This is a genomic window from Streptomyces sp. NPDC059861 (genome assembly GCF_042731435.1).
In the GTDB taxonomy this organism is placed as follows: Bacteria; Actinomycetota; Actinomycetes; order Streptomycetales; family Streptomycetaceae; genus Streptomyces.
Map to the genome: position 1 here is coordinate 76,662 of NZ_JBHWJQ010000030.1, position 18,873 is coordinate 95,534.

Genomic DNA, 18,873 nt, shown 5'->3' on the forward strand with positions numbered 1-18,873 from the left:
CCGGCGCCACGCCCGTGGCCGTACGATGGCGCGGTGCTGGTCAAGTGGATTCGCTGCACCGTGGTGGACCGCCGCGGCTTCGAGCGGGGGCAGCGAAAATGGGCGGGGCTTCCGGGGGAGCCGGGATTTCGGGGACAGGGCGGGGGCTGGAGCCGGAGCCGGCCCTCGGTGGCGCACATCTTCGCCTTCTGGGAAAGCCGTGCCTTCTACGACTCCTTCATGGCCCGCTCCCACGACCGGCTGGCCACGGCCCAGGTCGGCACCTTCAAGGATGCCCAGGTCAGGCTGTTCGACTACCGCTTCGACGTGAAGACGGGCTTCGAACCGCGCTTCACGGACGCCGACCTGGTCCGGGTGGCCCTCTGCCGCGTCCACGAGGAGCGGGTCGAGAACTTCACGCTGATGCAGGAGAAGGTCTGGAATCCCGCGATGGCCGGCTCACCGGGGATGATCCGCGGGCTGTTCGCCGAGGCCCCGGGACATGAGTTCATGGTCCTTTCGATGTGGCGGTCGGCCGCCGAGCACGGCAAATACCGCACCGAGCGCGTGGAGAGGCTCGCTCTGCGGGCGCAGACGGAGGCGGACGTCGCGGCACTCACGGGCGACATCGTGGAACTGGAGCCGACCTGGATCGTCTGAATTCCGGTGCCGGAGAACGTGCGCCCTATGTGGCGTATGGTGCGGGAAGTGTGTGACCTACGCCGTATGGAGCCCGTACGAGTGCTCGATATGGCCTCGCCCGAACTAGGGTTTTGGCATGGCACGACCACGGCGCATCGTCCTTGTCCGGCACGGCGAGTCAACGGGCAATATTGATGACTCCGTGTACGAACGCGAGCCTGATCACTCACTGGCACTGACCGAACGCGGATGGCGACAGGCCGAGGACGCCGGCAAGCGGCTCCGCGACCTCTTCGGACGCGAACAGGTGAGCGTGTACGTCTCGCCGTACCGCCGTACCCATGAGACGCTCCGCGCCTTCCACCTCGACCCCGACCTGATACGCGTGCGCGAGGAGCCCCGGCTGCGCGAGCAGGACTGGGGAAACTGGCAGGACTGCGACGACGTGAGGCTGCAGAAGGCCTACCGCGACGCGTACGGGCACTTCTTCTACCGCTTCGCGCAGGGCGAGAGCGGCGCCGACGTGTACGACCGGGTCGGCGGCTTCCTGGAGAGTCTGTACCGCAGCTTCGAGGCGCCGGATCATCCGTCCAACGTTCTGCTGGTGACGCATGGCCTGGCCATGCGGCTGTTCTGCATGCGCTGGTTCCACTGGACCGTGGCCGAGTTCGAGTCGCTGTCGAATCCCGGGAACGGCGAGATACGGATGCTCGTTCTGGGGGAGGACGGCAAGTACACGCTTGACCGGCCGTTCGACCGCTGGCGAGATCCGGAACCGTACGGGATCACTGGATAGGTGGCAGAGCGATGACTGACTCCTCTCCCGGCGGGCCCCTGGATCGCGCCCTGGCCAGCCTGCGCGGACTCGCGGTCGGGGACGCCCTGGGCTCCCAGTTCTTCGTGCCGGTGAACTATCCGCTGCTCAAGCGCCGCGAGCTGCCACTCGGCCCCTGGCAGTGGACCGACGACACGGAGATGGCCTGCTCCGTGGTCGCCGTCCTTGCCGCCCACCGGCGGATCGACCAAGACGCCCTCGCGCGCTCCTTCGCCGAGCGCCAGGACTTCGACCGCGGCTACGGCCCCGCGGTCAACCGGATGCTCCGGCTGATCCGCGAAGGCGGCGACTGGCGGGAACTGTCCTCCGCGCTCTTCAACGGCAGGGGCTCCTGGGGCAACGGAGCCGCGATGCGCATCGCCCCGCTGGGCGCCTGGTACGCCGGCGACCCCGAGCAGGCCACGCACCAGGCCGAGATCTCCGCCTACCCGACACATCAGCACCGTGAGGCCGTGGTCGGCGCCATGGCCGTCGCGGCGGCCGCCGCGCTGGTCGGGGCCCCCGGCGGACCGCCGAGCCCCGAGTCGCTGCTCGACGACGTCGTCGCACTCGTGCCGAAGAGCGCCGTCGGCGCAGGGCTGCGCCGCGCCCGCGACATGCTCGACTACGGCGATCCGGCCACGGTCGCGGCGGTACTGGGCTGCGGGCGGCGGACGTCCGCCCATGACACAGTGCCCTTCGCCCTCTGGTCGGCCGCACGCTCCCTCGGCGACTACGAGCAGGCGTTCTGGACGACCGCACAGGCCGGCGGCGACGTGGACACAACCTGCGCCATCGTGGGCGGCGTGCTCGCCGCGGAGAAGGCCGGCGCGCCGCCCGCGGAGTGGGCGGGCCAGACGGAGGCGCTGCCCGACTGGCTGGGTGCCTCGGCCTAGATCGGTTCGGATTCACGAATGCGACGGCGTGCGGGATGAGCGCTTTCGCGATGTCGTCCTGCGCGGCGCGGTGGACCCACGGTCAGGAGGCGGTACAGGTGATCGGCCGCGGAATTGAGCCGGTGGAGATGCGGTCGGACGCGGCGGACCGATGTGTCCACGACGCCATGTCGGCGATGAGGGTGGGTCGGTCGAATGTGTGCTGGAGCGAATGGTGCGACCAGGACATCGAGGAGCTGGTCGACCGTTCGACGAGGAGCCGGACGGTCAGCCGACGGTCGCGCTGGTGCGCCCGCGCCCGGAGGCTGAAACGGGTTGCGGCGCCCCTGACGGTGGCTTGGGGGACCAGGGTGTCGGAGGGGGTTGGGGGCGGCGTAATCTAAGTGCGCCATGCCGTACGAACCACCCACCCACACCGTCGAGCGCTCCCTCCGCGCAACGACCGGAGCGAAGATCATTGCCGGTGTCGACGAGGTGGGGCGCGGCGCCTGGGCCGGTCCCGTCACCGTCTGCGCGGCGATCACCGGACTGCGCCGGCCTCCCCTGGGTCTCACCGACTCCAAGCTGCTCACCGTGAAACGGCGGACCGAGATCGCCGAACTGTTGCGGACCTGGGTGACGTCGTACGCCTTGGGGCACGCGTCCCCGGAGGAGATCGACGACCTCGGGATGACGGCGGCGCTGCGGATCGCGGCCGTGCGAGCCCTGGACGCGCTGCCGATCCGTCCCGATGCGGTGATCCTCGACGGCAAGCACAACTACCTCGGGGCGCCGTGGCAGGTCCGTACGGTGATCAAGGGCGATCAGTCGTGCGTGGCCGTGGCGGCCGCCTCGGTGATCGCCAAGGTTCAGCGCGACAAAATGATGGCCGAACTGGGTATCGACCATGCAGACTTCGGTTTTGCGGACAACGCCGGGTATCCCTCACCCGTGCACAAGGCCGCACTGGCGGAGCGGGGCCCCACCCCCTACCACCGGTTGTCGTGGGCGTATCTTGATGCGCTGCCGCAATGGCGGCATCTCAAGAAGGCCCGCAGCTGGGCGGACGGAAGCGTTCCGGAGATCGACGGTCAGCTCGGCTTCGATTTCTGACGGTTCCGGTCGCACGTATGTGCCACCCACTGGCGCGACCCGTACCAACGTTTGATAGACATCAACTCATGCCTCTCATCCCCGAGGAGCCTCAGATTCACGAGAGTGCCCAGGGTCCCCGCGCTGCTTCGGCCAGTGGCCGTACCGCGCCGAGCCCTCGTCCCGTACCCGGCCCCCGCCCCGCGGCCCCGCCGCGTCCTGGTCGTCCCGGCGCTCTCCGGCCCTCGCCGCCGGCGCAGCGTCCGGGTGCGGTCGGGTCGGCCAAGCCCGGCCCCGCGGGTCCGGCCGTAACCGCCACCCCTGCCGCGTCCGCTCCGGCTTCGGCTCCGGCGACTCCGCAGATCCAGCTCATCCCGGCCCCGGCCGAGGGTGCGCTCGACGCTGCCGAGGAAGCCGTGGACCTGCTGCTGGAGTCCGGCCGCGCCCCCAGTGACGTGCTGGTGATCACCACCGGCGAGCCGCACCCCTGGGCCGCTCACGAGCTGTCCTTCGGTGAGGCGTCGTACTGGGCGCAACACGACGCCGACGACGACGTCTTCTACGCCGATGCCGCCGTGGCCGACCGTGCCGCGTCCCGGCCTGTGGTCGTGGTCGCAGTCAACGGTGGTTCCGACACCGCTGCTGTCACCGCACTGCCTCTGGCTCTCACCCGGGCCGGCGCCCTGCTGATCGTCTGCGGCGACCCGCAGCAGATCAACTCGGTGCTGGGCGCGGGCGTCTGAGCCCGGTTCCAGCAGATCGGGGGCGTTGGGTCGGCGAATACGCCGTCCCGGCGGCCATTGCACGGTGCGGCCTTTGGCGTGCTCGCGCGAAGGGTGTGCGCGGGCGATGGTTTGTGCGAAGGGCGTGCGCGAGCGATGGCTTGTGCGAAGGGCGTGCGCGAGCGATGAGCTCGGGCGGGCGTGACGGGTGTGTTGTCGGTTTCCTCTTTCCTGCCTGTGTCCTTCCGCCTGCCTGTGTCCTTCCGCCTGCGGTGTACTTCTGCCTGTAGGTGGTTCCTGTCTGCAGGTGTCCTCGGCTGTCCTCCGGCCTGTCCGGAGGGGCGGGGTCTCTGTGACGCCACGCTGACCGGTCGCCGTATGCGGTCGGCGTGCCGCGCCGGTCCCGGTGCTCGGGGCCGGCGGCCCTCAGCGGGCTGCCACGCGGCTCAGGATGTCGGAGGCGGCGCCTCCGGTGCGCGGCGGCGGGGGCGGGGCCTCCGACGTCGCGAACGGCTCGGGCGCCGATGCGGAGTTGGGGCGGCGGCCGCCCCGTCCCTCGCCGAGGACCTGCCAGCCGTCGCGGGTCAGTGTGATGTACGCCCCGCAGCGCAGTCCGTGCAGTGTGCAGGCGTCTCGCAGACCCCACATCCACGCGCCGTCCTCCTCCGTCCAACGCGCGTCGCCCTCTCGGCAGTAGAGCAGCACGGCAGTCCGTACCGGTGTGCGGCGGCGCAGGTCGTGCGGGATGACCCGGCGCAGTTGGTCGAGCAGCGCGTTGCGGAGGACCCAGCCGTCGGCGGCCGCCGGACGCCTGGCGAACGAGGCGCTCGCGCACAGCCGATCGTCCACGTCGAGGACAGCCACGATCGCCGTGGACGGGGCGGGGCGGTGTCGCGTGTGCAGGCCGCTGACGACTTCCCGAGGGTTGCGCAGCAGCGGGATGCCCGCGGCGGCCCACTCTGCGGGTTCCAGCAGTCGCGCACCAGCGTTGACTGATGCGGCGGAAGTCGACGCGGATGCCGCGGAGGACGGAGCGAATCCGAAGGTCACGTTCCTCCCTTCGGCTACGCGCCCACACTGCGGGCGAGGTCTGGATCGGGGGAGCGCACACCGCAGCAGAGCCCTACCTGATCACGGGATGAGCCGTGCGGGGAGCGGACCTCAATTCTTCCCGCCGAACTGGGATGCGGCAACGAGCAATTGGGGCGCCCGGCCCTTATCGAGTGGTCCGTGGCTTATATCCGTACCCCGTGGGGTGCTGGGTGATGCCAGGTGGGACAACGCAGGTAGCGGGTGTGGGCGGTACGCGCGCGTGCACCACGAATGCACGTGGGCGGTCAGCCCTGTACGGCGAGGACGAGAGGCAACACCCCCTGCGCGCCCGCGCGCCGGAGCAGGCGGGCCGTTACCGCGAGGGTCCAGCCCGTCTCCGTGAAGTCGTCCACGAGGAGGACAGGGCCAGGCGTCTCGGCCAGCGCCGCGCCGAGGGCGGGCGGTACGGTCAGCGCTCCGTCGAGTGCCTTGAGGCGCTGGGCGCTGTTGCTCCGTGAGACCGGCGGCACGTCGGCCGCGTACTCCACCGAACCCAGCAACGGCAGTCGGCCGACCTCCGCGATGCGCGCGCCCAGCGAGCTGATCAGCTGCGGCCGGGTGCGCGAGGCGACCGTGACCACGCCTACGGGACGCGGCTGGGCATCCGCCGCGCCCGGAGCCCAGCCACCGGGCCCCTTGGCCCAGTCGGCCAGCACACCGACCACGGCCTTCGCCACGTCGTCCGGCACGGGACCGTCCGGGGCCTGCGCGGCGAGCATCGGCCGTAGCCGGTTGCCCCAGCCGATGTCCGACAACCGCCCCAGCGCGCGGCCCGGCCAGGCCTGCTCACCGGCCGGAATGCGGCCCTTGAGGTCCACGCCGATCGCGGGCAGACCGGTGGGCCACATCCGGCGGGGCTCCACCTCGACGCCCGCCCGGCCCAGATCGACGCGTGCGGCGTCCAGCGCGGACGTCGACGTGTCCGCGGTGAAGCGCGCACCCGCGCAGTTGTCACAGCGGCCGCAGGGCTTGGCGCCCTCGTCGTCCAGCTGGCGTTGCAGGAACTCCATGCGGCATTCCGTGGTCGCCGCGTACTCCCGCATCGCCTGCTGCTCTGCTTTGCGCTGCCGGGCGACCCAGTCGTAACGCTCCGAGTCGTACGTCCAGGGCTGCCCGGTCGCGATCCAGCCGCCCTTGACCCGGTGCACCGCCCCGTCCACGTCGAGGACCTTGAGCATGGTCTCCAGCCGGGAGCGACGCAGCTCCACCAGCGGTTCCAGGGCGGGGAGCGACATGGGCCGCTCCGCGCGTGCGAGGACGTCGAGCGTGCGGCGCACCAGCTCTTCCGAGGGGAAGGCGAGGGAGGCGAAGTACTCCCAGATCGCCTCGTCCTCCCTCCCGGGCAGCAGGAGGACCTCGGCGTGCTTGACGCCACGGCCCGCGCGGCCGACCTGCTGGTAGTAGGCGATGGGGGAGGAGGGCGAGCCGAGGTGGACCACGAAACCGAGGTCGGGCTTGTCGAAGCCCATCCCGAGGGCCGAGGTGGCCACCAGGGCCTTGACCTTGTTCCCGAGCAGGTCGTCCTCGGACTGCTGGCGCTCGGCGTTCTCCGTCTTCCCGGTGTACGAGGCGACAGCGTGTCCCCTATGGCGCAGGAACGCGGTGACCTCCTCCGCGGCGGCCACGGTCAGCGTGTAGATGATCCCCGAACCCGGCAGATCGTCGAGATGGTCGGCGAGCCACGCCATGCGGTGCGCGGCGTCCGGCAGCGGCAGCACACCGAGGCTCAGGCTCTCCCGGTCCAGCGGGCCCCTCAGGACCAGGGCGTCCGACGTGCCGCCGGTACCGAGCTGTTCCGCGACATCCGCTGTCACGCGCGCGTTGGCGGTGGCCGTGGTGGCGAGCACAGGCACGCCCGCCGGCAGATCGGTGAGCATGGTGCGCAGCCGCCGGTAGTCCGGGCGGAAGTCGTGGCCCCAGTCGGAGATGCAGTGGGCCTCGTCCACGACCAGGAGCCCGGTCGTCGCCGAGAGCGCGGGCAGCACCTGGTCGCGGAAGTCCGGGTTGTTGAGGCGCTCCGGACTGACCAGCAGGACGTCGACCTCGCCCGCGGCGATCTCCGCCTGCACGGCGTCCCACTCCTCGGTGTTCGCGGAGTTGATCGTCCGGGCGTGGATCCCGGCGCGTGCCGCGGCCTCGACCTGGTTGCGCATCAGCGCGAGCAGCGGGGAGACGATCACGGTGGGACCGCTGCCGCGGGCCCGCAGCAACGAGGTCGCCACGAAATACACCGCGGACTTGCCCCAGCCCGTGCGCTGCACGACCAGGGCCCGGCGCTTCTCGGCGACCAGCGCCTCGATCGCCCGCCACTGGTCCTCGCGCAGCCGGGCCATGCCTGTGGCGTCGCCGACCAGGCGTGCGAGGACGGCGTCGGCGTCCGTGCGGAGTACCGCGTTGCTCGTGTGCTCCATGCGTCCATACAACAAGACGGCACTGACAGACGGGCGGGCCGACCGCAGGCGCGGATCAGGAATGAGCGAAGGTGTCGTGTCCCTGATCGGACTTATCCACAGGCCTAAGCGGAGTTTTGGATTCCGCGAGATCGTCGGCGCATGACGCATCACGGCGAACCGACTGGATCCTTCGAGAACGACGACGTGGCCGGGTGGGCCGGGGCGCGCCGACCCCACGGTCACGACCGCCACGACGACGCGCGCACACCACACGACGACGCGCGCACGCCACATGACGGCAACGCGCGCACAGCACAGGAGGGCAAAGCGCACACGGCACACGACGGCAATATTCACGACGGCGCCTCCACGAACCGTGACGCACTCCCCGCCGCCCACCGCGTCACCCTGCGCACCCCGGCCGAGCTGGCCGACGCCCTGCCGTATCTGCTCGGCTACCGCCCGGAGGACAGCATCGTCCTGGTCGCCCTGCATGGCGGGCGCGGGCGGTTCGGCGGCCGGGCACGACTGGGTATTCCGACGAATCCGGAGGACTGGGAGTCCGTCGCGGAGCAGCTGGCGCAGGGCCTGATCCGGGGAAGCGAGCGCAGAGGGGCACGACCGGAACAGATCGTGGCGTACGTCTGCCAGGAGCCCGGCAAAGGTGAAACGGGCCAGCACGTCATGGAGCGGCTCCGCCCGCTGGCCCACCATCTGCGATACCAGTGCGGCCAGCTCGACGTGCCGGTGATCGAGGCCCTGTGCATCTCGGGCAGCCGCTTCTGGTCGTACTGCTGCGAGATCAAGGGATGCTGCCCGGACGAGGGCCTGCCCATGGGACTGCCGGGTACGTCGGTTCTGGCCGCCGCGGCCACCTACGCAGGTCTCCAAGTACGCGGGACCCTGCGTGAGTTGAGGGCGAGGCTCCAGCCCTGGGAGACGGCAGCGGCACTGGAGCAGGAGGCCGCGCTGGACTCCGGCAGCATGGCCCTCGTCCCCAGGATGCTCGACGGCACCAGTCGCACGGACGTGGCCGAAGAGACGGTGGAGCTGGCCCGACAGGTCATGAGCCGGCTGGCCGGTGCGCCGCCCGCGTCCGGCGCGTTCATGGCGGACCTCCGCGACGACGGCCTGCTCCGGAGCGAGGAAGCGGCGACCTTGATTCTCGGTCTGCAGGACCGCACCACCCGGGATCGGGTGGCCGAGTGGATGGAGGGCGACGAGGCAGCCCACGCACTACGGCTCTGGCGCGCCCTGGCGCGCCGCTGCGTCGGCCCCTACGGCGAGCACGCGGCAGCGCCCCTCACTCTCGCGGGCTGGGTGGCCTGGTCGACCGGCGACGACCTCGAAGCACGAGAGGCGCTGGCCATGGCACTGGGGACCGATCCCAGCTATCTCTTCGCCCGACTCCTGCACCAGGCCGTCAACGAAGGCCTGGATCCGGAATCGATCCGCCGCTGCCTGCGCGCGGAGCGGGACGACCGAGCCCGGATCACACCCGAAGAGCTCGACATGACGCCGGGGCCGGAGAGCCTCGACACGACGCAGGGAGCTGATGGCGACGGGGGTGGGGGAGAAGGGGCGGAGCCGGTGGCGGGTACGCAGCCATCCAGCCGCGAGCTGGCTGCCGGTGACGTCGCCGACACCCGCTCCCTGGCGGATCAAGAGGTGGGGAAGAAGGCGTTGCCACGGCGCAGGGTGTCAGCAGGAGGGACTGGTCCGGGGAACGGGCGCAGCGGCGGTACGCGTCCGCCCTCGGCAGGGAAGGGAGGCGTACGGCGTCGTGGCACTTCCCGGCTAGGTGTTTCTCCTGCTCGCAACGACAGTGAGGGGGACGCACGAGGGGCGGTCGAGTGAGCTGCCCGATCAGTCGGGGCCAGGGTGCTGACCAGCGTTCGGTCGCGGACGGGAGTGCCCGTGTCGACTGCGGTGGCACGCGTCCCGCCTGCCATTCGGTTGGGCCGGCCGGGTATGGGCGTGACCCGAAGGAGCCCCTTTCCGTTCACCTGAGTGGCGGAACGCCTGGACGGGTGGAGCCGCCGCGATGCCATGTCCCGACGGAGCCTTGCGCCCGGCCTCGGTCCAGCCCGAGGCGCACAGAGCGCAGAGGAAGCAGCCCGATGCACCAGCCGACTCCGCCCACGGCCGACCGCACGATCCGTGGCCGGCACGCGCCACGGCCCGGGCCGGGCACCGGCCCGCCGCAGCGGACCGACGGACTCGGGCACCGGGAGCCCTCCATGAACGGCGGGGGACCCCTAGCGCCGCAACCACCGCACCAACGCCGCCCCGCATCCCCTCTCCCACCTCGCCCCGGCGAGTTGCCACCCACCCATACCGCCATGATCTGCGTCGCTCTTCCGGGCCTCGCCATTTCCAGCGGGCAGGGGCAGTTGACCGGGCAGGGGCTGGAGGGCTTCTACCGCGCGGGCCGGCGGTTGCTCTCCCGGTGCCAGGTCCGCGTGGCCGGGCGTGAACCGCTCGCGGTGCAGGCCCGGATGACCGGTGCCGACCACGCTCGCTTCGTGGGTACGCTGCGCGCCTCGCCGCACGCCGGACCGGACCCGGACGTCGTGGTCGAGCGCACGCGGCACGCGGACGGCACTGAGCGGATCACACTGCACAGTGCGGCCTCTCGTCCTCTGCGCCTGCCCGTCGAGATCGCCCTCGGCACGGATCTGGCGGCGCTGGGCGCGATCGCGTCCGGCAACGCGGGGCCGGAGGTGCCGGCCAGCGTTCATGACGCGGGTCTGCGCTGGACCGACGGCAGAGAGGCCTCGACGGTCACGGCGGACCCGCCGCCCGCCGACGCGCTGGCCTCAGCGGGCCTGTTGCGCTGGGAGGTCGAACTGGCCCCGGGCGGTAGCGCGACCCTGGAGTTGAGGGTGCGCACGGCCGGCGCGGGGCCCGTTCGGGCGGTCGGCCGCGCGGCGGCGAGTCCGCTCGCCCAGGCCGGAGCGTCGGGTGACGACCCCTGCGTGCAGGCGTTCCTGCGGACCAGCGTCGACGACCTGCAGGCGCTGCTGTTGCGCGATCCCGCGCAGCCGACGGACGTGTATCTCGCAGCCGGGGCACCGTGGCGTTGCGGCCTCGCCCCGGCCGACGCACTCGCGGCCGCGAGAATGGCGTTGCCGCTCGGTACCCGGCTCGCCACGGGCACGCTGCGTGCGCTCGCCCGGAGCCAACTCGCCGGTCCCGGACAGCAGTCCGGCCTGATCCCCGGGCCGCGCCGGGACGCGGGCGGTCACCTGCCGCCCGCCTGTACGGGCACCGAGGCCACGCTGCTGTTCCCCGCGCTCCTCGCGGAGGCCCGCCGTTGGGGGATGCCGGAGCACGAGGTGGAGGAGCTGCTGCCCGCCGCCGAGCGTTGTCTGACCTGGCTGCGGACCGCCGTGGGCGACGGCACGTACCTGTGTGACCCGCAGCCTGGTGGTCCCGTCCGCTGCGAGACGCAGGCACACGCCCATCGCGCGGCGCTGCTGGGCGCCGATCTCCTCGACGCCTGCGGCAGGCCGGGTGGGCCCGGGCTGCGGGACTGGGCCCGAACACTGCGGTCCGCGTTCAGGACAGGCTTCTGGGTCGACGACCTGGGAGGCGGGCGACCGGCGGCGGCCTGTTCCCCCGACGGTCGGCGCGTGCCGCATCTCGGAGCGGCCGCCGTCCACCTTCTCGACACCGGTCTGCTGGGCGGGGGCGAACTGGCGCCCGGGCTGCTCGACCGGGTGCAGACCGAGCAGCTCGCCCGGCTCCTGGGCAGCCCGGCGATGGACTCGGGGTGGGGACTGCGCGGCCTGGGCGTCAAGGAGGCGGGTTACAACCCGTTCGGCCACCGCAGCGGCGCCGTACGGATCCAGGAGACGGCGACAGCGGTCGCGGGACTGGCTGCCGCCGGGTACGAGAAGGAGGCGAGTGCGTTGCTGCGGGGCGTCCTCGCGGCTGCCGGGGCATTCGATCACCGGCTGCCCGAGATGTACGCGGGGGAGCAGCGCGGCGACGGGAGCGCCCCGCTGCCCCACCCGGCGGCCTGCCGCCCCGCCGCCACCACGGCCGCCGCCGGGATCCTGCTGCTCACCACTCTCGCCGGCATCCGTCCGGACGCCCCCGGGGGCACCGTCACGCTGCGTCCTGTCCGCAGCGCGCCCCTGGGAGAGATCACCCTGAACGGACTACGGGTCGCGGGCGCACCCTTCTCCGTACGGGTCAGCCGCCTCGGCCTCGCCATGGTGGAGGAGGCGGCGGAGGGATTGCAGCTGGGGGTGTGAAGTGGACGGCGGTCCGAGAGGCCGATCAGGCAGGCCCGCGGGACGGCAAGCGACCGCCGGGAGCCGCAGGTGAGACCTGTACCGCCCGGACGTGGACCGGCCGCCGAAGGGGCCGACGAGGGGAGTGTTTATCGTCAGGCAGACGACTATGATCGCGGCATGCCCTACGACCCGTCAGCCTTTCCGCCCTTCGCCGTGACCGTGGACCTGGTCGTGCTGACCGTGCGTCGCCATGCGCTGTGTGCGCTGGCGGTACGCAGGGGCGAGCAGCCGTTCCAGGGGCGCTGGGCGCTCCCGGGAGGCTTCGTAAGGGACGACGAGGATCTTTCACAGGCCGCCGCACGCGAACTGGCCGAGGAGACCGGGCTCTGCGTGCACGACCCCGCTGTCCCTACCCAGGACAACGGGGCTCATCTGGAGCAGCTCGCGACCTACGGCGATCCCAAGCGGGATCCCCGGATGCGTGTCGTCAGCGTCGCGCACCTGGCCCTGGCCCCCGACCTGCCCGCGCCGCGCGCGGGTGGGGACGCCAGCAATGCCCGCTGGGCGCCGGTCGAGGAACTGCTGCAACAGGGCGGCTACGGCCGCGCCGGCGAGCCCGTGGCGCCGCTGGCCTTCGACCACGCGCAGATCCTCGCGGACGGGGTCGAGCGGGCCCGCTCCAAGATCGAGTACTCGTCGCTGGCCACGGCGTTCTGCCCGCAGGAGTTCACCGTCGGGGAGCTGCGCCGCGTCTACGAGGCGGTCTGGGGCGTGGCGCTCGACCCGCGCAACTTCCACCGTAAGGTGACGGGCACGCCGGGCTTCCTGGTGCCTACGGGCGGTACCACGACACGGCAGGGCGGCCGTCCGGCACAGCTCTTCCGCGCGGGCGGGGCGACGCTCCTCAACCCGCCGATGCTGCGGCCGGAGGTGTGACGGCGGCGGCGTCACCGGCCACCGGGCCGGGTTCGAGCTCGCGAGAGGCGAACAGGAAGTGCCCAGGAAGCACGCGGCATGCGCCCCGTAAGTGTCCAGGAGGCGCCCTGGAAGTGCCTTGGAGCATCAGAGAAAGCCTGGACCGACCTGCCCCGGACGCGAAGTGTCCGGTCGCGCTCCACAGGGCAACGTGTTAGGTACCCGAAAAAACGGACATAGCACGCTATCTTGCTACGGGTGATCCAGGCCTTCGGACTGACCAGCAACTCCCGCAAGGACCTTCCGCCTGCCGTCGACGACGTCTCCTTCGAAGCGCCCGCGGGCCGCGTCACCGCGCTGCTCGGAGATCCGGGTGCAGGCAAGACGACGGCCCTCAGGCTGATGCTCGAACTCCAACCGGGCCGCGGCATTACCTACTTCAGAGGCCGCCCCCTGCATCGCATCGACCACCCGTCCCACGAAGTCGGCGTCCTGCTGGGCGACGTGCCGGGGCACCCCGGCAGGACGGTTCGCGGCCATCTCCGCATGCTGTGCGCCGCCGCGGGGATCTCCGCCCGCCGGGCCGACGAGGTCTTGGAAGTGGTCGGCCTCGTCAGCCTCCGCGACGAATGCCTCGGCACCCTCTCCCGGGGCATGGACCGCCGCATGGGCCTCGCCTGCGCCCTGCTGCCCGACCCCCACACGCTCGTGCTCGACCAATCCGCCGAGGGGCTCTCGACGCGCGAGAGCAACTGGCTCTACGGCATGTTGCGCGCCCACGCTGCCCAGGGCGGCACGGTCCTGGTCACCACGTCCGACCCCAAGGAGGCCGCGCGCACCGCCGACCGCGTCGTCACCCTGGAACGGGGCAGGGTCGTCGCGGATCAGGAGGCCAAGGAGTTCGCCCGCACCCGGCTGCGGCCGCGCGTGGTCGTCCAGAGCCCGCACGCCGCCCGCCTCGCGGCCGTGCTCACCAAGGAGGCCCGCACCGCGCACCGCTCCGTCGAGGTCGTCATGGAGAGCGGCAACCGCCTGTCCGTCTACGGCAGTACCTGCGCCGACGTCGGAGAGGCGGCGTTCCGCCACAATGTCCTCGTACTCAAACTCGCCGACGAGATCGGGGACATGGGGCCGGGGGCCGGGACGGGAGCGACGCCGCTGCTGGAACCGCAGCACTCGGAACCCTCGGACCACTCGGAGCCCTCATATCACTCGGAGCCGGGCCACGAGCGGCCGCCGGCCGAGGAGGGGCCCGAACCGGACCCGCGTCGCACGGGAGCCGGCCTTCCGCGCCAGTCGGACAGCGGGTCGCACAAGGGCACGGCTCCGTCGTCGGGTGCGATCGACAGGGAGGCCGTCGGCGGGGTCACTCCCGGCAAGGCGGCCACCGGCGCAGAGGCGACCGACGAAGCCGCTGCCGGCAAGCACACGCTCCGGCCGATGCCCGCCCCGCTCGACGCACCGCCGACCGCGATGCTGCTCGCCTTCGAGCAGAACGTTCCCACAGACGCGAACAAGGCGCTCCCGGCCACGGGTAACCCCCTCACGGCCCACGAGTCCGCGGCCCACGACTCTCGCGCCGACGGCGACCCCGTGTCGGCTCATGAGCCCACCGCCGCCGGCAACCCCTTGTCGGCTCACGAGCCCACCGCCAATGCCAACCACCCGACAGCTCACGAGCCGGTCACCAAGAGCAGCCCCCTCGCGGCCGGCAAGCCGCACGTCGGCCAAGCCCCCCGCCCGGACCGCGGACCCCTCGCCGGTCGCATCGCCCTCGCGGAACACGGGGCCCCCACCAGCCACACAACCCCCGATCGCAACACCGCCGCTGACCGCAGCGCCGCCGCAGACCGCGGCACCCCCACCGACCGCAAGGCCCCCGCCGACCGCAACACCCCGACAGACAAGACCCGCGCCCTCCACACCCCTGCAACCCACAAAGCCCCCACAACCCACAAAACTCCTGGCAGCCCTGAGGCCCCCCACCCCTCGCCACCCCACGCAGCACCACCCCACCCCTCAACCCCCAAATCTCCAACCCCACAGGAATCCCTCCCCCCGCTGCCACCCCCCATCTCCGTTCACTCCGCCCCCTCCCCGCTCCGCCCCCTCCGCTACGAACTCCGCCGGGCCACCGGCATCAGTACCGGATTCGTCACCAGCGCCGCCGTGCTCGCCGTGTCCGCGCTCACCGCTCTCGTGCTCGCGCGGATCGGGCACACCCCGCAGGCGCGGCTGCTCGCCGCATGGCCGCAGCAGCTGCCGTTGCCGCCCGCCGCGCTCGGCGCGGGCCTGCTGGGGGCGCTGGCCTTCGGGGAGGAGTTCCGCCACCCCGCCCTGGCGGCGGACCGAGGCACCGTCCCCCGCCGCCTGGGGCTGCTCACCGCCAAGCTCCTGGTCGCCGCGGGCACCGCGCTCGCCCTGGCCATCCTCACGGTGGGCTGCGACGCCGAGGTGCTCTATCTCGTCTACGGGCAGGATCTCGCGCAGATCCCGGGCGACTGGCTTTCCCTGAGCGCGAGTTGGTTCGGGCTCATGGTCGGGTGCGCCTGGGCCGGTGTGCTGGCGGCCGGTGTCTTCCGGTCCACCACGGCCGGGCTGGCCGCCGTTCTCGCCGTGCCGGTCCTCGTCGTACCGCTCGTACAGAAGGTCGTCGAGGGATCGTCCGTGCGAGCCGCCACGGGGCTACCGATGCGGATGAGGCAGATGTTTCTGCTGCAGTGGCCGTTCGGCGGGGAGCGATATCTGGAGGCCGCGGCGCGGGTCGTCGCCCAACCCGTCGGCAGCGCGCTGACGTTGTCGCTCACCGCGCTGCTCTGCGCGTATCTGTTCACCACCCTGCGAAGCAGGGTCCGATGACAGGCTTCTGACTACCCTCCGTGCCCTTCCGATTCGGTGCTGCGCACAACTCCCTCAGGAAAGCCCATTTCTTTCTGATAAGGCGTCAATTGCGACGGGGTGAGCGATCACCCTTTCGTGTGCTTTTCACCAAAGACCTCAAGGGAGTTGGAGACAGCGCCGACAAAGGATCCGTGAGTACCCTTGCGCACACCATGATGACCTCCGCCCGCTCCACCGACTCCGGTCTCGTCGGCCCGGGCGAACTCGACCGCTACCCCTACGCCGAGGCCCACGGCCCCGACCGCGTGAGCGCCCCCGCCTGGGAGGGCGCGGACCCCGAGCTGGGCCGTGTGGGCCGCCGCGCCGCGGGCAGCCGCGGCCGCGGACTGCACGGCCAACTCGTGCAGCAGCTGGGACAGATGATCGTCTCCGGCGACCTGGGCGCCGATCGCCCTCTGGTGCCTGAAGAGATCGGCCAGCGCTTCGAGGTCTCCCGCACCGTCGTCCGCGAGTCGCTCCGCGTTCTGGAGGCCAAGGGCCTGGTCAGCGCCCGCCCGAACGTCGGCACGCGCGTGCGTCCCGTCAGCGACTGGAACCTGCTCGACCCGGACATCATCGAATGGCGGGCCTTCGGTCCGCAGCGTGACGACCAGCGTCGTGAACTGAGTGAGCTGCGCTGGACCATCGAACCGCTCGCTGCCCGCCTGGCCGCCGGCCACGGCCGTGAGGACGTCCAGCAGCGGCTGTCCGACATGGTCGAGATCATGGGCCACGCGATGGGGCAGGGTGACGCGATCACCTTCTCCCGTGCCGACGCCGAGTTCCACTCGCTGCTCATCCAGGTCGCGGGCAACCGCATGCTGGAGCACCTGTCCGGCATCGTCTCCGCCGCGCTCCAGGTCTCCGGCGGCCCGGTGACCGGTTGTGACCGGCCGAACGAGGCGTCCCTGGCGCACCACGCCCGGATCGCCGACGCCCTCGCGGCCGGCGACGGCGGGGCCGCCGAGGCGGCCATGCGTCAACTGCTGACCGTCCACCCCGAGGTGGAGCGCGTGGTGCCGGCACCGCGCGAGCACTGACCGCGGAGCGCGGTGCGCCGCGGCCGGTAGGTGTCCGAGGTGTTCTCCTCCCCGGTGCCGCTCGGCTTCCCCGGTAGCGCTCGGCCGGCCGTTCGTCCCCCTCGGACCCCGCAGGTTTCATCTCGATCTGCGGGGTCCGACGACGCGACGGAGTGCGGACGGCCGGGGCGGGACGATGGGCAGGCCGTGACTGACCGACGGGCGGACCGATGGCGCACCCGTGAGCGGACCGATGGCGGACCGACCACGGACCGACCCACGGAGCTACCCACGGAGCGACCCACGGAGCGACCCATCGAGCGACCACGGACAAGCGATGGACCGACGGCGGACACATGGGACGATCTGAGCGGAACGATTCAGAGCCCTGTGTGACTACTTCTGCCCGACTCTGACCGTTTTTGCGCGCTTACGGGGTGTGACTCGGGCCACGCAGATTGGGCGTAACACTCGTGGAAACAGCGCGATGACCTAAGAGGTGACAGCCGAGAAGGGAACACGGACGCCGTACAAGGCGTTGTGAATCTTCCCGGCGCCCGCCCGCGCCGTCGGCCCATCTCCAAGTCGGCGGTCGGCTCCTGTCCGCCGTGGACGGGGCCGGAAGTCGTTTTCCAACGTTCCGAGAGGTTGTTCGTGTCGGCCAGCACATCCCGTACGCTCCCGCCGGAGATCGTCGAGTCCGTCTCTGTCATGGCGCTCATCGAGCGGGGAAAGGCTGAGGGGCAGATCGCCGGCGATGACGTGCGTCGGGCCTTCGAAGCTGACCAGATTCCGGCCACTCAGTGGAAGAACGTACTGCGCAGCCTCAACCAGATCCTCGAGGAAGAGGGTGTGACGCTGATGGTCAGTGCCGCAGAACCCAAGCGCACCCGCAAGAGCGTCGCAGCGAAGAGTCCGGCCAAGCGCACCGCCACCAAGACGGTCGCAGCGAAGACGGTGGCAGCCCCCAAGACCTCCGCCACCACGCCTGCACCGGCCGCGCCCGCCGTCGACGATCCGGCCGAGGAAGCCGCGCCCACGAAGAAGGCCGCCGCTGCCAAGAAGACGGCCGCCAAGAAGGCGACCGCGAAGAAGACCGTCGCTGCCAAGAAGACGGCCGCGCCCAAGAAATCCACCGACGCCAAGAAGGACGACGCGGAGCTCCTCGAAGAGGAGACGCTGGAGGAGCCCAAGGGAGCCAGCGAGGAGCCCGAAGGCACCGAGAGCGCCGGGTTCGTGCTGTCCGACGAGGACGAGGACGACGCGCCCGCTCAGCAGGTCGCCGCGGCCGGCGCCACCGCCGACCCCGTCAAGGACTACCTGAAGCAGATCGGCAAGGTCCCGCTGCTCAACGCGGAGCAGGAGGTGGAACTGGCCAAGCGCATCGAGGCGGGCCTGTTCGCCGAGGACAAGCTTGCCAACTCCGACAAGCTGGCGCCGAAGCTCAAGCGCGAGCTGGAGATCATCGCCGAGGACGGCCGCCGCGCCAAGAACCACCTGCTGGAGGCCAACCTCCGTCTGGTCGTATCACTGGCCAAGCGTTACACCGGCCGCGGCATGCTCTTCCTGGACCTGATCCAGGAAGGCAACCTCGGTCTGATCCGCGCGGTCGAGAAGTTCGACTACACCAAGGGCTACAAGTTCTCCACGTACGCCACCTGGTGGATCCGTCAGGCGATCACCCGCGCGATGGCCGACCAGGCCCGCACCATCCGTATCCCAGTGCACATGGTCGAGGTCATCAACAAGCTCGCGCGCGTGCAGCGCCAGATGCTCCAGGACCTGGGCCGCGAGCCCACCCCGGAGGAGCTGGCCAAGGAACTCGACATGACCCCCGAGAAGGTCATCGAGGTCCAGAAGTACGGCCGTGAGCCGATCTCGCTGCACACCCCGCTGGGCGAGGACGGCGACAGCGAGTTCGGTGACCTCATCGAGGACTCCGAGGCCGTCGTCCCGGCCGACGCGGTCAGCTTCACGCTTCTGCAGGAGCAACTGCACTCCGTCCTCGACACCCTGTCCGAGCGCGAGGCGGGCGTCGTCTCGATGCGCTTCGGTCTCACCGACGGTCAGCCGAAGACCCTCGACGAGATCGGCAAGGTGTACGGCGTCACGCGCGAGCGCATCCGCCAGATCGAGTCCAAGACCATGTCGAAGCTGCGCCACCCGTCGCGTTCGCAGGTGCTGCGCGACTACCTCGACTAGGTCG

Annotated in this window: 13 protein-coding genes; 11 read left to right on the forward strand and 2 right to left on the reverse strand. The window is 71.2% G+C overall.

From position 1 onward, the window contains the following. Positions 1-33 precede the first annotated feature (33 nt). From ACFV6X_RS24725 to ACFV6X_RS24745, 5 genes are all read left to right on the forward strand, one after another. Positions 34-639, forward strand: coding sequence for a YdbC family protein (locus ACFV6X_RS24725; RefSeq protein ID WP_385386833.1), 606 nt, complete (start codon positions 34-36; stop codon positions 637-639). Between the two features lie 118 nt (positions 640-757). Continuing rightward, positions 758-1,417 carry a histidine phosphatase family protein gene (locus ACFV6X_RS24730; protein ID WP_385386835.1) on the forward strand — a complete coding sequence of 220 codons (660 nt, stop codon included), beginning with the start codon at positions 758-760 and terminating at the stop codon, positions 1,415-1,417. 11 nt (positions 1,418-1,428) lie between these two features. Next, positions 1,429-2,331, forward strand: a complete 903-nt coding sequence (locus ACFV6X_RS24735) for an ADP-ribosylglycohydrolase family protein (RefSeq protein ID WP_385386837.1) — start codon at positions 1,429-1,431, stop codon at positions 2,329-2,331. Positions 2,332-2,721: 390 nt separating this feature from the next. Then, positions 2,722-3,423 carry a ribonuclease HII gene (locus tag ACFV6X_RS24740; RefSeq protein WP_385386838.1) on the forward strand — a complete coding sequence of 234 codons (702 nt, stop codon included), beginning with the start codon at positions 2,722-2,724 and terminating at the stop codon, positions 3,421-3,423. A 68-nt stretch (positions 3,424-3,491) separates the two neighbouring features. After that, positions 3,492-4,145 (forward strand): hypothetical protein, encoded by a 654-nt coding sequence (locus tag ACFV6X_RS24745; RefSeq protein WP_385386840.1) that lies wholly within the window; start codon positions 3,492-3,494, stop codon positions 4,143-4,145. A 405-nt stretch (positions 4,146-4,550) separates the two neighbouring features. Here ACFV6X_RS24745 and ACFV6X_RS24750 read toward each other — a convergent pair whose 3' ends face one another. Beyond that, positions 4,551-5,174: a hypothetical protein gene (locus ACFV6X_RS24750; protein ID WP_385386842.1), complete on the reverse strand. Its 624-nt coding sequence runs from the start codon at positions 5,172-5,174 to the stop codon at positions 4,551-4,553. A gap of 287 nt (positions 5,175-5,461) precedes the next feature. Further along, positions 5,462-7,627: a RecQ family ATP-dependent DNA helicase gene (locus tag ACFV6X_RS24755; RefSeq protein ID WP_385386844.1), complete on the reverse strand. Its 2,166-nt coding sequence runs from the start codon at positions 7,625-7,627 to the stop codon at positions 5,462-5,464. A gap of 141 nt (positions 7,628-7,768) precedes the next feature. Between ACFV6X_RS24755 and ACFV6X_RS24760 the strand changes: the two genes are divergently transcribed. The 6 genes from ACFV6X_RS24760 to ACFV6X_RS24785 all read left to right on the forward strand — a co-directional run bounded on the left by ACFV6X_RS24760 (position 7,769) and on the right by ACFV6X_RS24785 (position 18,869). Continuing rightward, positions 7,769-9,466, forward strand: coding sequence for a DUF4192 domain-containing protein (locus tag ACFV6X_RS24760; protein WP_385386846.1), 1,698 nt, complete (start codon positions 7,769-7,771; stop codon positions 9,464-9,466). Between the two features lie 485 nt (positions 9,467-9,951). Continuing rightward, positions 9,952-11,871 carry a glycogen debranching N-terminal domain-containing protein gene (locus ACFV6X_RS24765; RefSeq protein WP_385386847.1) on the forward strand — a complete coding sequence of 640 codons (1,920 nt, stop codon included), beginning with the start codon at positions 9,952-9,954 and terminating at the stop codon, positions 11,869-11,871. A gap of 159 nt (positions 11,872-12,030) precedes the next feature. Next, on the forward strand, positions 12,031-12,789 hold the full coding sequence (locus tag ACFV6X_RS24770; protein ID WP_385386849.1) for an NUDIX domain-containing protein: 759 nt from the start codon (positions 12,031-12,033) through the stop codon (positions 12,787-12,789). 237 nt (positions 12,790-13,026) lie between these two features. After that, positions 13,027-15,627 (forward strand): ATP-binding cassette domain-containing protein, encoded by a 2,601-nt coding sequence (locus ACFV6X_RS24775; RefSeq protein WP_385386851.1) that lies wholly within the window; start codon positions 13,027-13,029, stop codon positions 15,625-15,627. Between the two features lie 173 nt (positions 15,628-15,800). Then, positions 15,801-16,688: a FadR/GntR family transcriptional regulator gene (locus ACFV6X_RS24780; RefSeq protein ID WP_385386852.1), complete on the forward strand. Its 888-nt coding sequence runs from the start codon at positions 15,801-15,803 to the stop codon at positions 16,686-16,688. A gap of 633 nt (positions 16,689-17,321) precedes the next feature. Then, complete coding sequence (locus tag ACFV6X_RS24785) at positions 17,322-18,869, forward strand: RNA polymerase sigma factor (RefSeq protein WP_385386854.1); 1,548 nt, start codon at positions 17,322-17,324, stop codon at positions 18,867-18,869. The last annotated feature ends 4 nt before the right edge of the window (positions 18,870-18,873 follow it).